Origin of the sequence: Exiguobacterium sp. OS-77, assembly GCF_000414195.2 — a bacterium.
Lineage (GTDB): Bacteria > Bacillota > Bacilli > Exiguobacteriales > Exiguobacteriaceae > Exiguobacterium_A > Exiguobacterium_A indicum.
Genome location: NZ_DF239008.1, coordinates 1,677,498 through 1,693,084, shown reverse-complemented (window position 1 = coordinate 1,693,084; position 15,587 = coordinate 1,677,498). Strand labels below are relative to the sequence as shown.

The window sequence follows — 15,587 nt, the reverse complement described above, 5'->3', positions numbered from 1 at the left end:
ATTTTCAATCATTCGACCATTCAAGAGATTCAAGATGATAACAAGTAACATAAATGACAATAAAAAGTATTTTATGGATTTTTTTATCATAAATAACTTCCTTTTTTTGTGGTCTTATATTAGTTTATACATATCTAGTTTTTAAAACAAGGGGAATGGAATCTGGAAATACGATATTTTTCTTATTTCTACTCGGGAGTGATGGTATGAAACGAATTTATGTATGGATTAAGATAGTGATGATTCTAGGAGTGGGCATCATCGGTGCTTCTGCCTATAAATCGTTTTACTATGATGAAAAACAAGAAGTCACTCAGGCAATCGATCATTATCTGAAGCAACAGGATTATATGACATATGTGAAGAACAAGGAAATTCGATACGATACGAGCACGGGTGAATTCATTGCGCAGGTCGTGTTCCAAGATGAACCGGAAAATGAATATGAGATTTATCGATCGGGATCTCATCGCTTTAAAGTCACGGGATTCAAAGACGGCGAACAAATTACGAACAAACAAGAAGGACGGTATATTTCAGAGTATTGACAGCAAGTAGTCAAGAATGGAAGTGAGGTGACAAAATGAAAAATATGATCTTTTTAGGAAGCGTCGTTGCGCTACTCATGGTACTCTTTTCACTTCATTACGGATTTCACGTAATCAGTGATACAACGCTTAAAATATCTTTATTGGCTTCTCTGATCGTTGTATTGATCGCGCGGAACAAATGGAAGATTTCGTATTAATGGGAGATTGAATCGGATGATAAAAGATTGTTTGGAGGAAATGATAAGTGAACGTTAGTGAATTTTTTGGTTGGAAAATCAGCTTGGATGATGAACTATATGTCGTCATTGATGAGAAGGCGAGAAAAATGGTAGTGATGGGGGACTTCATCGAACTGACTGCGGTCTTGTGGTTGGATCAAAAGAACATCTTGCAATTAAAGCCGACATGGGATTGTGTCATATCCATCGATGATGCTACAAAACAAATTACAATTCGCTCGGCAGAATCATTGAACATGAGAGACGAATGTTAAGAGGTACATAAATCGAGTCCATTCATGAGCTACATGAATGGACTCGATTTTTATTTTAATGAAAACGTATGAAGTGTGAAAGGTGAGTCAGCGACGGTACATTTGAAACAATCCAGTCGACATAAAGAGAATCGAAAAGATGAATGTAAGACCTACTTTTGAGACGTACAACGGATCGAATTCGAATGATTCGAACTGAAACACGTGTGGCCAGGGCATGAACTGCCCTTTTGTGACGATTTCGATCAAGGTATACATCAACAGGATGGAAAGAGCGTACTCAAAGTTTTTCATCAGTAAGATTAATGTCATTCCGAAAAACAAGAAAAATAAAAAGAGTGACGCATGATGAATGAAAACGATGGGTGATAATGTATCACTATGACGTAGAATCATTGCGATCAAGACGATATACATGCTCAAAAAAATAGCAGTATACCGTATGCTGTCGATGAAGAACCTTTTCCGGTAATACGGTAAAAGCGTATCGCGCGCTCCCTCACTAAATAGGGGGTGTAGATGATGGATAATCGTCCACGCGATCCAAGGGAGAAACGCGGTTTGCAAAACATGTAAACTGGATAATGTAGAAGCTGTCACACTATGAGCAAATACAATGAAAAACATGAATACCGGAAGCAAAATCGCTGATTTATGCAATTTCCAATCGAATAAAAAGAGATGCTTGATCATGAATAGCATGTTCATTGTATCCCACGCATGATTTTTAGATAGCCGTCGATTAGGCGTGGTTCTACATCTGAAGATGGTTGGAGCATTTCCTCTAAGTACCGGACTTCAATCTGATTGCCATGTTCGATGAGATGAACGACACGGTTATCTTTCATCCAAGACGATAGACACTCTGTCGGGATGATTGTCCGCATCAGATATCCATTCGCCTTTGATTTAAGTTGTTGCGGTGTACCTTCGAATTGAATGTTTCCTTGGCGCAGGATACCGATTTTTGTGCATAAGAACTCGATATCCTCAACAATATGAGATGAGATCACGATGGTATGATCATCACCGAGTTCACGTAAGAGATTTCGAAAGCGGATGCGTTCCTCGATATCGAGTCCTGCTGTTGGTTCATCAAAAATCAGGATTTGCGGTTTTCTCAAGAGTAGCTGGGCGATTCCGACACGTCGACGCATGCCTCCTGAAAGTTCTCTCATGTATGTATCAGCATGTTCTAGAAGATTCACGCGCTGAAGGACTTCGTTGACGCGTTTGAGTCGTTCCATTTCACCTGAAATCCCCTGGAGTAAAGCCAAATGAAGAAGGACATCTTTTGCTGTCAATTCCGGATAGATATTAAAGTCCTGCGGTAAGAAGCCGACTTGACGTGCTACATCCGCATACTTTCGCTTCATGACAGATCTTCCATCGATCTGAATGTCACCTTTTGATAAAGAGGTCAATCCACATAAAATTTTCATTAAGGTCGTTTTGCCAGCGCCATTTGGGCCGAGTAAACCATAGACTCCTTCGATTTTAAGCGATAGCTCATGAAGGACGTGTTTTTTTCGATAGGATTTCGTGACCTGTTTCAATTCGATCAAATGATTCCCCTCCTAATGGATAGACGCCGAATGACTCAATTCGACATACCATGTTTTTAGTAATTTCAGTTGTTTCTCATGATCAAGGTCGGTATAGTCTTTGATCCATTGTTCGATTTGGTCCATCTCTAGGTTCGATTGCTGTAAGAAAAACGGATCGATGTCGCTCGCTTCCATATCCATCTCTGTTTGTACCCAATTAGCGAGTGCTGCATTGAACACACGCCATTTTGGATGGGTCTGGATGTCACCTGAAGCATTCGACCAGAGGATGCTTGGAATATAAACAGAAATGACTTCATCAATTGCCTTGTCTATTCGAAGTGTCGTACCGACCTGTAAGAGCAAATGGGCGTCATCACGATAGCTGTCACGTTCTAGATTTGGAGAAAGCAAGATGATTTTGTCTGGAAAAACAGACTCTTTGTGAAACCTACGTGCTACGATGCGATCAACTTGTAATAACGTTTTATAGACAGGTGACCAGTAATTGTCTGGTTCCGACCATGAACTGTCCGTGATGAGTTGTTTGTCTTTCTGGCGATAAACCTGAAGACCACCACGCATCAGTGTCACGCCTGCTACTCGACCGGTCAATGTCCGACCTGTTTTTGTCAAATTCGTCACGAAATCGCTTGGGAGGTCACCTTCGATTGTAACGTCCACGACAGCTTGCCGATCTCTAATTAAATCAAGAGTCTCGACGCCGACCCGGTTAATTGGATCTGCTTGACGTACCGGATACCAATTCAAGGAAGCAGGTAAATACCATGTATCACTTGTGATCGGAAAAAAGGCGCTATTTTTGATTTGATAACCAATCCTAACCGATTGAGTAGAGGTTAATGCGTTCGTTTTGAAAGAGAGGAAATCGCCTTGTCGTTCAAACGGTACACGTCGATTGTCGACCTCGACATATTGTACGGGATATTCGCGCCATAGGGATAAACGAGTCGACGTTGTGTCACGAGAATGAATCAATAGAGTCGCGTCAGCGAGAAGATAATGCGTCTGCCGCGTGATGTTTAAATGTATCTTCTGTATAGTGAAATCCAGATCTTGATTCGAGAAGTGATCGGCAGGTGATTGTATATGTCGTGCGGATAATTGATTGTCAAAGCTTCGATCAAATACAAGTTGATCATTTGCTAGCGCAAACGGTGAGAGTGTTAACAGAAGACTGCATAAGATGAAGGACGAGACTGTCGTCATCATACGCTTCGCAGTTCGTGATTGCCATCTTCCAATCAGAAATAATGAGAGGATGCACTGGAACAGAATATGTAACCCGTTCTTCAGTAGAAGAGCATCGTTTTCAATGAAACCAGTCAATTGGGCGTAAATACTGCCAGGTTGAAGCGGACCGATGAAAAAGAGACTTCGAATATCTGACAGACCACCCGCATAAAAATAATCGGAGAAAAATTCTGTGTTCAAAGGACCAATTAAGATCCAAACAAGAAAAAGACCAAGTAATCCAGATTTTCGTTTTCCAAAGAGTAAAGCGCAGTTGATTCCCCATAAGGCAGCAAGAAAAAGGGGTAAAAAGTAGAATGTGAGTGCATGACGGAGCAAACTGATCTGAAAGTCTGACCAAGGAATGCGTTGTATCTGAAAATATATTAGTAACATGATTAATCCAGTAGAGATTGTCATAATCAGAAAGGCAGCGTGATTTAAGAGAAGAGCGATGATCCGTTGGTACTGTATTTGAACAATCTTCGGCAGAAGTATACTGTGGCGATAGTGGATTTCATCCGATACCGTACGATACAGATAAACGGAAATCAGGAGCATCATTCCTTGTATTGGGATAACTACCCCATTTAATAATCCGGAATAATCCATATAGACGTAGTCTTCTTGAAGATCAACCAATATTTTCATCGCCATGCAGAAAGGAAACAATAGCAGCGTGCAAATATAGAACGGACTTTTCACCATCCGCACCGAATAGAAGGGGAGAAGTCTTTTGAGAATGAGGTCTGGCATAGTGACACCTCTTTCGATATGTGGAAATAGTATTCGAAAAGATAATAGAATAAGAAGCACCAATCAGATGACTCTCATCTCATGATGGCATATTGATGTAGAAATAGGAAGAAGTGTATTATTTATGGTACTTTATACATATATGAGGAGGGGATTCTGATGAGGGCAGAAAAAGATACGACACCATTTTACATGAGAAACGTTCCGTTCTTCTTCCTAACGGCACTCCTCGCACTCGTCGCGGTACTACTTGTACTGCTCAATTGAGATAAGCTCTCTACACAAATGAGAAATAACCATTTAACGTTTTCAATCCTAATGACCATGTTATATATCTCAAAAATACTGCCTGACGGCTTACTTAAAATCATATTCGCGGTTTTTACGTGGACGTTAATTCTATTTGTGACATACATCTACTTCGGTGGCGGTAGAAAAGGTGGGAAATCATGAGTAAATATCATCTGTCGAGCATTCGCTTAATCCTGATTGTCGTCATCACGTCGTCAATCTTGTATTTCGGCTTCGACTGGGAACTCGGGTATGGCATTATCTGGTTGATTGGTTTAGTAGGATTTACGATTTATCGCAACTTTGAGGCTGCTCGGAACGAAAAAATCGAAGCGCAAACGAAGAACGATTGATTTCATATGAAGTCCATCGTTCTTTTTAAATATGACCCCACCGAACTAAATCTTCAAGGTAATCACGATACGATTCCTCGACTTCTACTTCCGTCAATTCTCGCGCACGAATGACGAGGTCTCTTACGTCAGAATCGGCAAAATATGCACCGCCGACGAGAGCATATAAGTAAGAGCCGATTACTTCGGATTGATTCCGGACTAAAAAACCGGTGATGTGTGTACCATCGAGACTCTCTAAGACGATATCAATCCGGCGTCCTTCCATCTCATCGAGAATCAATTGATTATAATCTGCTTCTTTCTGAGTAGCATATCGGTATCGTCGGTTTCTCCTTTTGTTATCTTGAATCTCCCACTCGAAATCCTCTAATTCCTTAGGCGTGAAAAGCGAATCCAAGATAGCAGCGTCATCAATCTTCAAGCAGCAAAAGATGGCATCGTATTCGAGTTGATCATCATTCACTAAATCCGAGATGTCGTCTTTCGGGATTTCGATTGCATTATAACGCCGGCATACGCGCTCGATGACCGTTTCTTTTTTTAACGTCAACTGTTGCTTTCGGTGTTGGAACTTGTGAGATGCTTTTTCATAATCCATGCTGGTCACCTCCGATGATAGTCTGTTCTTCTCCAATATATTTGTGTTCGACTGTATTTTAACACAAATAGACCGTTGGATTAGTCCGACGGTCTACGCTCGTTATTTGTCGTCCTGTAGAACACATTTCATCGCCTCAGATCATTTTATCTCCCATTCGCCTCGCCTCGATGAAAGCAGAAGCAAGAAAGGCGAATACTCCCCAAAGAATCCATGCTGCCCCACGTCCGACGAGTAAGGGATCCGTTCCATATAGCGATGTGCCCCACGTTAGAACGATTCCGTCTAAGAACGTAGCCACTAACAGTCCGAGACTGACACCTGGCACCATCTGTTCAGCATTCAAGCATGCAACTTTTTTTATGATGATGACGGAAATCCACGAAACCGGTAAACCAATCAGGAAGGCAATCACGTTTCCAACATTTTCGAACATGCCGATTCCAGATCCGAATCTGACTGACAGGGCACCGACGAACCAAAATGCTGCACCAAGTACGACCAAGACGATAGATTGTCCTTTCGAGAATAGAGGGGGCTTATCATGTGTCATTTGTATTTCCTCCTTAAATATGTAGTATTTACTACATAAATAAATGTAGCATCTGCTACGCTTTTTGACAATGCCATGGTGTATCGATTGTAACTGTCACAATATTTTTATCGAAGTGATTTCGTTTTCGTGAAAAACAACTTGAATAATCGCCGATTCAGCTATAAAAAAGGTCAATCGATGACGATAGATAGGTACAGATTGTTCTTTTGAAAAACTGTCTTAGTACATGAACGATACATAGAAGGAGTTAATGACACCATGAATGAAACCTTACCGAGACCGCTACGCTCACCAGCGATTTTGTCGAGCCTTGAAGCAAACGTCGCGATGATCTGTTTTGATCGCCAACGACGCGTCGTCGACGTCAATGACTTGTTTGCGAAAACGATGAAATATAAACGAGACGAGATGATTGGCTTACAGCACCATACGTTTTGCACACCAGAATTCGCGAACAGCCGTGAGTATCAGGACTTTTGGACACGTCTGTTTTCGGGCTTCAGTACAGCGGATAAAATCAAACGAGTCGATGCCCGGGGCGACATCTTGTGGCTTGAAGCAACCTACATGCCGATTTTTGAAGGAGAAGAGGTCGTCGGTGTCGTCAAGATTGCGAGTAACATTACGGACCGGATCGACCGCGTGCAAGGATATGCGAAAAGCTTCCAGACGCTTGCTGAAGGACTGAATTTGCAATCGGTTCAAGGATCGAAAGAGGGCAACCAGCTTCAAGAGACGATGACTACGATCGCGAGTGAAACGGCAGAAAACCAACAGACGTTCGAAACACTGTATGACCAAGCCATCGAGATCACGAAGATTGCTGATACGATCAAGGAGATTGCGGCCCGGACGAATTTATTGTCTTTGAATGCGGCAATCGAAGCGGCACGGGCTGGGGAACACGGTAAAGGCTTTACCGTCGTTGCCAGTGAAGTCAAAAACTTATCGGATTTAGTCGGCAGTGCAGTCGTCGAAGTACGCACGAATACGGAAACGATGAACCGTCAAATCATGGCGATGATGAAAAAGATTGAAGCGTCCCATCTCGAAGTTGCGTCGAGCCTTGTGACGGTAAAAGAAACGATGCAACGCTTTACTGCGATCGAAGAGGTCGCACGACAACTCGAGCAGCAAACAGAGGATTTTCGGTCGTTTATTTGAAATGGATATGGAAAAAGCGATGGTAATGAGCCATCGTTTTTTTGTTTAGTCAGATGAGTCGTTTTAGAAGAGTAAAGGCGTGGGATATAACAGATGAGCCCGTTGACCACAGAACGGAGGCACGTTATAATTCAAATATACGTTTGAATGTAAGGTAAAAGGAGGCAACGTCATGGCACATGATCATCACCACCACCATCATCATACCGACAATAAAAAGGTACTGCTCTTATCGTTCCTGATCATCACCGCGTTCATGATCGTCGAAGTCATCGGCGGGATTTGGACGAATAGTCTCGCGTTGTTATCGGACGCAGGGCACATGTTAAGTGATTCGATTTCACTCGCGATCGCCCTGTTAGCCTTCCAGTTCTCGAGTCAAGCACCGGATGCGAGTAAGACATTCGGTTCAAAACGCTTTGAAATCTTAGCCGCTATCATAAATGGTGTGACGCTGATCGTCATCGCCCTTTATATTTTCATTGAAGCGATTCAACGCTTCATCGATCCACCCGCTGTCGCAACGACCGGGATGCTGATCATCAGTGTCCTCGGGTTGCTCGTCAACATTCTCGTTGCCTGGATCATGACGCGCGGCGGTGGACATGAACACAACCTCAACATGCGCGGTGCGTATCTACATGTGTTAAGTGACATGCTCGGATCGGTCGGTGCGATTGCAGCTGCTCTTCTGATCATGTTCTTCGGTTGGGGATGGGCGGATCCACTGGCAAGTGTCATCGTTGCGATCCTCGTCTTACGGAGCGGCTATTACGTGACGAAGGCATCCGTTCACGTCTTGATGGAAGGAACGCCGAGCGACGTCGATATCGATGAGGTCGTTTCGACGATTCAGACGAACGAAGCCGTCCTCGGATTACATGATCTACACATCTGGTCGATCACGAGTGGGTATAACGCATTATCGTGTCACGTCGTCGTCAATGAGGACATGACCGTCAGGGAATCGGAGTCGATTCGTGAACAGATTGATCACGATTTAAAACACGTCGGGATTAACCATGCAACGATCCAGGTCGAAACGGATCAGCATGCGCACGGTAATACGTTGTATTGTGACGGTAAACACGAATCGCATACGCATTAAAAAACGAGCACGCGTCCAAGTCGGACGGGTGCTCGTTTGCTTATGCTCAAATGATCGGCACCGTTGGTAGAAACAGCGTCGCGAACAGACTGATACTCAAGAACATCGAGTATCCGAAAAAGGTCGTTTTGGCATTTCCAGCAGCTCGGTTACCTAAGTACATGAAAGAGACGATGGATAAGAACGTCAAACCCGTCAATACGGACGAGTGGTGTTGATCCGGCGAAGGAGCAAGCGACTGGACAAGATGCGCGAGACCAAGCGGCAGGACGATCAAAAGAAAGTAGTAGCCTAGACGTGCCTCGGATGGGACGTCGACTTGTTCCTGTTCGGTTTCATAGTCATAACGCGTTTGCGTTTTCATGGATCTTCACCTCCCTATGCGTTTTAGTATAGCGAATGAACATGTCGGCTCTGTTACAGACGGGTAAGAATGCCTTAACAGACGATGACGATGTGATGACGAAAAAAGAATGGGCAGCAATTGAGAAAAATTGTAAGATAGACAAGAAGTCGTTTTAGGAAAGGAATAATGCATCATGTCGCGTGCGTTTCGTTTTATGTATGTCTCGGATTTGTTATCGACCGTCGGGACGAGTTTTGTCTATATCGCAATCTACTGGGTGAGTGCGGAAGAGATTAGTGCTTCTGGCGTCGCCTTGCTTGCGACTGGTGTCTTTTTGATTCGTTTTCTCGTTTCAACGTTCGTCGGACCATGGATCGATCGATTCGTCAGTGCATCGTTGTATCAAACGTCGCTACTCATTCGCTTGCTTGCGCTTGGGATCGCGTTAGCGGGAATCGGTCTGACGAACATCGTCTTGCCATGGTTACTCGGCTTACTCGTCGTGCAGACGATTCTGCAAATCATTGGTGGCAATGCCGTCTTCACGTGGGTCGTTGATCTAGTCGAAGATGACCAATTGCCGCAAGCGAATGCGTATCTTGCAACGATTGAGCGGATCGGTACGTTGAGCGGATTTTTGCTCGGTGGGATGATGATTGCCCATTTCTCGATTACGAGTATCTTATGGCTTGATCTTGGTCTACATCTTGCCGCCTGGTTACTCGTTCGACATATGACAGGGCAAGTCGCAGAAGGAGCGCGTCATGGTTCGTACCGCGAAGCGTTGCTCGAAGGGATCGGTCACGTCGTCCGTGACGGTCGCCTGAAATGGATCCTCGGTTGTGCGATCCTTGCAAACTGGATGATCACACCAATGAATACTTTACTTGCACCATATGCCAAGGATGTCTTGTTGGGAAATGCCCAGACGTTTTCTGCACTCGAACTATCGACGGTGATCGGGGGAATCGCGATGTCGCTCCTTTACGGAAAATGGGTCGCCTCCGTACGACAGGATAAACTGTTTCGTTTTGCCGTCGTCTTGCAAGGTCTTGCGATTGCGATCGTCGCCTATGTCTCATTCGTCCCAGTGGCTGTTGGCGGTTTCGTCTTGCTCGGGATGGCGCTGACGTTATTCGGGATTCCATTTGCGACCTTGTTGCAGCGCTCGACGCCTGCGCATTTGCTCGGCCGGGTCCGGACGGCGATGGTCGCAGCATCAACGGCGTGTTCTGCGCTCTGTTACGGTCTCTCGTCGTACTTGACGTCGTTCTTCAGCATCTCATTCGTTTTCCTGTTCTTTGCCTTAAGTGGTCTTGTGATGACCAGTGTCTGGTTACTTCTTCATCGTACCGTTTCCTTTACTGAGGTACGACAGGACAAGGTCGGATGAAATATCCGCCTTGAGGTGGAGGTAAGCGGTTTCGCGCTTATGTACACTAGAGATAGAAATGAACGATGAGGAGTGGAGTCGATGGAGAGTTTATGGATCACAGCGTTATTGTTTTTGATTCCGATTAGTGGGATGACGGTCTTTTTGAATGTACTGTGGCGCCGAATGGAAACGGAAGGCGTTTCGGAGTAATGACTAAAACAGCTGACAAATCTTCTTAATTAGAAAATTGTCAGCTGTTTTTTGATGAACTATTTTAAATTTACTTTTATACTAGGTTCGTTAAAGTGAAGTTTATTATTTTCAATATAAAAATCATTTACAATTTTATAGGATTTCTTATTTTCGAGTGGATTGTTTTCATCAAAAGTAATGATTAGAGAACCTGAATCTTTTATTTTTGGTAATTCAATTTTTTATAAAGTGAAACATTACTTTTGTTAATGTCAAAAAATTTTTCATCATTTTTAAAATAATTATCTAATAAAGATTTTTGATTTTTATTTACGTTAATCTCTGTGAATGTTTTGAAAAAATCTGATGGTGACAAATTAATTTCACTCTCTGAATTATTAGTGTTAGTTATTATTAATAATTCAATTTTGTTAGGCATTTTGTTTGATATTCGATCCGTAAATTTAAACGAGATTTCAGGATTTTTTTTATTGTTAGATTCAATAAAATTTATTCGTAAAATTGGATTAGAAAATTGAGTTATTCCAATTGAACTCAATAATAGTGCAGAAATTATCCATACTAAAAATAATATGAAATACAGTTCTTTTTTCTAATTATTTTTTTGAGATTGTAACTTGTTTTATCATTTTTTTCTATGTAGAAAATAAATAAATTTATTATTATTAATATAATAATAAAAATGATAAAACGAATATCTTTGATGAAATCTAATTCTATTAAGTAAAGAAGTAGAGGTAGAATGAACGAACGTAATAAGAAAATAAATAAGGATAGTTTTAAACAAAAACTCATTACCTTAAAGATTTTTGTGTATTGTTCATCAATTTTTTCTTCGAGTTCGTGTTTAAGTTTTGTTTCTTTGATGTTATAAAATGCTTGCATTTCGTAATAACAATAGTTAAATAAAAAATATAATATAATTATTGTGTTTATAATTAGTGCTATTGCTAACAGTTGTTCCTCGCTAATCAACAACTTACCTAAGTAGATATTAGAAAACGATATTGAATAAATCCTAAGCAAAAATTTAAGTGAGAAACTAATGAAACTTACAAGTGTAAAGATAACGACAATTCTACTGAGCCGATCTGCTACCTTCAATCAAATCTAATCTCCTTTGAATAAAATATTTTAATGAATTATGTAAAAATTATTATAAACTTCTTTATCGTACTAAATGTTTACTATTTTTATATATTAAGGAAAGAGGTATTTATATGAAAGCAATCATTACAGGTATGAACGGAACGGTAGCACCCGTCGTTGCGGACGTCTTAGCAAAGCACGACATCGAGACAGTCGCCTGGGACCGAACGAAAGTCTCGACGACTGACGAATCCGCGATGCGCACGTTTTTAGAAACGGAACGACCAGATTATTTCTTACATATCGGGATGGGGTCCGTCAGTTGGACGGAAGCGCTCGTCCGTTTGTGCCAAGAATATGCGATTCCGTTCTTCTTCACGAGCACGGTGTCTGTCTTCTCAGACGACGTGCCGGCACCGATTGACAAGGACGCGGTACCGGACGCGACCGACGAGTATGGTGCCTACAAGATTGCTTGCGAGCAAGCAATTCAAGCACTCAATCCACAAGCGAAGATTGTCCGGATCGGTTGGCAGATCGGGACGGAAGCTGGTTCGAACAATATGGTCGACTACTTCATGAACGAGATGAAACAGCACGGCGTCATTCGAGCGAGTCAAAACTGGTATCCGTCGAGTTCGCTACTTGAGGACACGGCAGAAGCGCTCGTTACGATTTTACTTGAACAGGAAGCAGGGCTCTATCAGTTGAACGGCAACGAGCGTTATTCGATGTACGACTTAGCGCGTGCCTTGAATACGCTTCATGCGAAAAACTGGACGATCGAACCGGTCGATGAACCACGCCGTGATAACCGAATGGCAACGGACGTCGTCTTGGTCCGTCCATTGTCAGAACGATTGCCCCTCTAATCAAACATCCCGCTCTCCTTGACACGTGTCAAAGAGAGCGGGATGTTTTTTATTGTGCAACTGGAGTTTCTGCTGCAAAAGCAAGCGTTGGTCCAAAGATTTCGTAATGCAGTTTGTCGGGTGACGCCGTGAAGTGTTCGATCACATATTGAATCATTGCTTCCGGACCACAGACGTATGTCGAATCCGTGATACCTGCGATAACGTCTTTCGGCAGGCGACCCTCTTGATCCATTGCCTTGTGTTCTGCGTAACGAATGACGCGTGCGCCACGTTGCTCAAGCAAGGCAAGTTGCTCGTTAAATGGACGATTGCGTTCGTCTTGGACAGCGTGATGTAACGTGACCTGTCGACCAGCAGCTAACGCTTCGTCAGCCATCGCAAGCATCGGTGTAATCCCGATCCCACCGGCAATCAGCACGACTGGTTCGTCTGACGCATCGAGTGTAAAAGCACCCGCTGGCGCACTAATGAACACCGTGTCACCGACTTGCGCTGCATGTAAATAGTCCGAGACGATGCCTTCTCGTTTGACACCAATCGTATATGTCTCCGTGTTCGATGCCGTCGTCAGACTGTATTGACGATTGTGCCATAAGCCATCTTTGTCTTGAATCCGCACCGTGATGTATTGTCCGGCTCGATAAGCGGGGAGTGGACCGTCCTTGCGGAAGGTCAAGGCGCGAATCCCACTCGCTTGCTCCTCGACATCCGAAATCTCGACTGTCTGATATCCGGAAAAACCTTTTGCTTGTTCATCCTGTGCGTAAAGTTCGGCTTCAAGCGTGATGAACAGATTGGCAATCTCCCCATATGCTTCTCCCCACGCGTGCAAGATTTCTGGCGTTGCGGCTTGTCCTAAGACATCTTGCATCGCCCCGAGTAATTCGTGTCCGACGATGGGATACATCTCCGGTTTGATTTGTAGACTACGGTGTTTATGGAGCACCGGTAATAAGACCGGCTTTAACGTCTCGAGTCGATCGATGTGGGCAGCAGCGGCATACACGGCGGTCGCGAGTGCTTGCGATTGACGATCGCTTCGTTGATTCGATTGATTGAAGACGTGTTTCAGTTCCGGATGAGCCTGAAACAAGCGCTGATAAAAGACTTTCGTGATCGCGGCACCGTGCGACGCGAGGACTGGAACAGTCGATTGAACGATTTGAATGGTAGAGGTTGATAACATAAGACCACTTCCTTTTCTCTAAGTAATGAAGACAGTCTTAGTATTTCGCAGCCTCACCTTTAATACAACATTTAAAATACTAGATTAAAGGATATCGTGCGTTTTGTCACAAGCAGGTCAAGATTTCGTCAACGATTCGTCACGATTGGTTGGAGATCCAGAGCTTCGAGAAATCAAAGTAACCGAACGAGTCGATCGTGATGTTTTGCAACTCGATCGGATACGGAATCAGTCGTGTATCGTGATAGAACGGGATGAAGTACGATTCGTCGATCAAGTAACGCTCGATCGTTTGATGGATCGGGAGCCAGTCTTCGAACGGTGTCGCGTCATATTGTTCAATCGATTTCAACATCTCTGGCATCTGCTGAAACAGTCGGATCGGTGGTGAGAACGTGTTCGTCATGAACTGATAAAAGGCGTACTGGATATTTCGCTCGAACACTTCGGCATGGATGGCGAGATCGATCGTATCGTAGGCATGAAAATCCGTGATGCTCTCTTCAAATCCGACCTCGACGAACTCATACGGAATCCCGTCTTGATCAAATCGCTGACAGAGCCAGCGTGTCACCTTGTCCGTAAAGTCAGTCAGCTTGATTCGGATCGGTTGCGTGAAAAAGACGGCAGGACCATCCGGGACAGTATACGGTTGACTATAGGACTCAAGAAAACCACAGTCGTTCGGTTGTGCCCGTTCATGGAAGTCATGAATGCCACCACGAATTTCCGCGACGAGCCGGTGGATATAATGTCGCGCGGCTTTTGATTCAAACGGACCACCGGCGCGTGGATGGAGTAAGACGAGACCAAACCCGGATTGTGTCGCGATCGTATCAATCGGACTAGAGTCAGAGACCGATGTCCGGTAGACCGGGTCATATTGCTCCGGCATCTGGATGAACTCAATCCGGTCGAGCAGGGCACGGATGCCAAAGTAATGCGGGAACGCTGTCAGAACGGTTTTCTTGTCGTCATGTTGCGTCAGTTGGAACGGTCCCGTTCCAATGCCATCCTTGATGATGCTCGTATGTATCGAGGCAAGTTGCGGCAAAATCGAACTCCGGCGTTGATCGAGTGTGAGGTCGACCCGGTACGGACCGTTCGAGACGATCTGTTTTACGTGCCGGTAGGAATAAGCGTAAGCCGGATAGGCGATCAAAGCACGCAGACTCTTCGTCACCTCTTTACTCGTCAGGAGCGAGCCGTCATGGAAGCGGACGTCCTTCCGTAAGAAGAGACTGAGCGTCGTCCCGTTCCAGACATAGTGATGCGCCAGTTCACCTTGAATATTGCCGTCGACGTCGATCGTAAACAGGCGGTTGAAGACGTTCTGGACGAGATGGGCACTATGGATATCCGCTGCTTCTAACGGGTGGGTCGTCAGGAAATTCCGTTTTCGAGGAATCAATAACGCATCAGACGTCGTCTGTGTATAGCCGAATTTTCGTTCGAGCTGCCGCATGAAGCGACCTGCTTGCGCCGGCGACCAGTCCCACGTCAATTCCTCCGTCACTGATTCGATCGAGTCGCGATCGATCCGCTCGAGCATCCGTTTCGCATATTCCCGTTCAACGTGACGCAACCAGACGAGTTCACTTAAGTTGCCTCGTCCGCGACCACTTGTGTAACCAATCCAGCCGTCTTCCTGCCATTTATTGAGATATCGTTTCGTTTGTTTAGGACTGAGATGGATGGCGTCGGCAAGCGTCGCAATCGAGTAGTGTCCATTTCGGCAAGTCTTCCATAACATAAAAAGATAAGCATCCATCGTACTTCTCCTCCTTAAAAGGGGACATCTTTTTTAAATGACGTCCATTTTTCCTGTG

General features: G+C 44.0%; 16 protein-coding genes. 7 read left to right on the top strand and 9 right to left on the bottom strand.

Going from position 1 to position 15,587, the window contains the following annotated elements:
* The first annotated feature begins 155 nt into the window (after positions 1 to 155).
* Both EXG77_RS08550 and EXG77_RS08545 read left to right on the top strand, forming a co-directional pair.
* On the top strand, positions 156 to 548 hold the full coding sequence (locus EXG77_RS08550; protein ID WP_035397546.1) for a DUF3139 domain-containing protein: 393 nt from the start codon (positions 156 to 158) through the stop codon (positions 546 to 548).
* 247 nt (positions 549 to 795) lie between these two features.
* Positions 796 to 1,044: a hypothetical protein gene (locus tag EXG77_RS08545; protein WP_035397544.1), complete on the top strand. Its 249-nt coding sequence runs from the start codon at positions 796 to 798 to the stop codon at positions 1,042 to 1,044.
* A gap of 87 nt (positions 1,045 to 1,131) precedes the next feature.
* Here EXG77_RS08545 and EXG77_RS16440 read toward each other — a convergent pair whose 3' ends face one another.
* The 3 genes from EXG77_RS16440 to EXG77_RS08530 form a co-directional block, all read right to left on the bottom strand.
* Positions 1,132 to 1,338: a hypothetical protein gene (locus tag EXG77_RS16440; protein WP_203229913.1), complete on the bottom strand. Its 207-nt coding sequence runs from the start codon at positions 1,336 to 1,338 to the stop codon at positions 1,132 to 1,134.
* A 410-nt stretch (positions 1,339 to 1,748) separates the two neighbouring features.
* Positions 1,749 to 2,609 (bottom strand): ATP-binding cassette domain-containing protein, encoded by an 861-nt coding sequence (locus tag EXG77_RS08535; RefSeq protein WP_035397539.1) that lies wholly within the window; start codon positions 2,607 to 2,609, stop codon positions 1,749 to 1,751.
* Between the two features lie 12 nt (positions 2,610 to 2,621).
* A complete protein-coding gene (locus EXG77_RS08530) occupies positions 2,622 to 4,502 on the bottom strand; it encodes a hypothetical protein (protein WP_145981729.1) in 1,881 nt (626 codons plus the stop codon).
* Positions 4,503 to 5,050: 548 nt separating this feature from the next.
* Here EXG77_RS08530 and EXG77_RS08525 point away from each other — a divergent pair.
* On the top strand, positions 5,051 to 5,245 hold the full coding sequence (locus EXG77_RS08525; protein ID WP_035397536.1) for a hypothetical protein: 195 nt from the start codon (positions 5,051 to 5,053) through the stop codon (positions 5,243 to 5,245).
* Between the two features lie 25 nt (positions 5,246 to 5,270).
* Here EXG77_RS08525 and EXG77_RS08520 read toward each other — a convergent pair whose 3' ends face one another.
* Positions 5,271 to 5,846: a hypothetical protein gene (locus EXG77_RS08520; RefSeq protein WP_023468200.1), complete on the bottom strand. Its 576-nt coding sequence runs from the start codon at positions 5,844 to 5,846 to the stop codon at positions 5,271 to 5,273.
* A 136-nt stretch (positions 5,847 to 5,982) separates the two neighbouring features.
* Entirely contained in the window at positions 5,983 to 6,399 is a 417-nt protein-coding gene (locus EXG77_RS08515; RefSeq protein ID WP_035397534.1) for a hypothetical protein, read from the bottom strand.
* A gap of 261 nt (positions 6,400 to 6,660) precedes the next feature.
* Between EXG77_RS08515 and EXG77_RS16630 the strand changes: the two genes are divergently transcribed.
* Both EXG77_RS16630 and EXG77_RS08505 read left to right on the top strand, forming a co-directional pair.
* Complete coding sequence (locus EXG77_RS16630) at positions 6,661 to 7,566, top strand: methyl-accepting chemotaxis protein (RefSeq protein WP_023468202.1); 906 nt, start codon at positions 6,661 to 6,663, stop codon at positions 7,564 to 7,566.
* A 172-nt stretch (positions 7,567 to 7,738) separates the two neighbouring features.
* Positions 7,739 to 8,674 carry a cation diffusion facilitator family transporter gene (locus EXG77_RS08505; protein WP_035397532.1) on the top strand — a complete coding sequence of 312 codons (936 nt, stop codon included), beginning with the start codon at positions 7,739 to 7,741 and terminating at the stop codon, positions 8,672 to 8,674.
* A gap of 46 nt (positions 8,675 to 8,720) precedes the next feature.
* On the opposite strand, the gene EXG77_RS08500 is transcribed toward EXG77_RS08505, so the two are convergent.
* Complete coding sequence (locus tag EXG77_RS08500; protein ID WP_035397530.1) at positions 8,721 to 9,038, bottom strand: hypothetical protein; 318 nt, start codon at positions 9,036 to 9,038, stop codon at positions 8,721 to 8,723.
* A gap of 175 nt (positions 9,039 to 9,213) precedes the next feature.
* Here EXG77_RS08500 and EXG77_RS08495 point away from each other — a divergent pair, with 175 nt between their 5' ends.
* The gene (locus tag EXG77_RS08495) at positions 9,214 to 10,413 is read left to right on the top strand and encodes an MFS transporter (RefSeq protein WP_035397528.1); all 1,200 of its coding nucleotides are present in this window, start codon (positions 9,214 to 9,216) and stop codon (positions 10,411 to 10,413) included.
* Positions 10,414 to 10,807: 394 nt separating this feature from the next.
* Here EXG77_RS08495 and EXG77_RS16435 read toward each other — a convergent pair whose 3' ends face one another.
* Positions 10,808 to 11,026, bottom strand: coding sequence for a hypothetical protein (locus EXG77_RS16435; protein ID WP_203229912.1), 219 nt, complete (start codon positions 11,024 to 11,026; stop codon positions 10,808 to 10,810).
* Positions 11,027 to 11,828: 802 nt separating this feature from the next.
* Between EXG77_RS16435 and EXG77_RS08485 the strand changes: the two genes are divergently transcribed.
* Positions 11,829 to 12,569, top strand: coding sequence for a sugar nucleotide-binding protein (locus EXG77_RS08485; protein WP_035397524.1), 741 nt, complete (start codon positions 11,829 to 11,831; stop codon positions 12,567 to 12,569).
* 49 nt (positions 12,570 to 12,618) lie between these two features.
* Here EXG77_RS08485 and EXG77_RS08480 read toward each other — a convergent pair whose 3' ends face one another.
* Positions 12,619 to 13,758, bottom strand: a complete 1,140-nt coding sequence (locus tag EXG77_RS08480; RefSeq protein ID WP_035397521.1) for a globin domain-containing protein — start codon at positions 13,756 to 13,758, stop codon at positions 12,619 to 12,621.
* A gap of 139 nt (positions 13,759 to 13,897) precedes the next feature.
* Complete coding sequence (locus EXG77_RS08475) at positions 13,898 to 15,511, bottom strand: ABC transporter substrate-binding protein (RefSeq protein WP_238987932.1); 1,614 nt, start codon at positions 15,509 to 15,511, stop codon at positions 13,898 to 13,900.
* Positions 15,512 to 15,587: the final 76 nt, after the last annotated feature.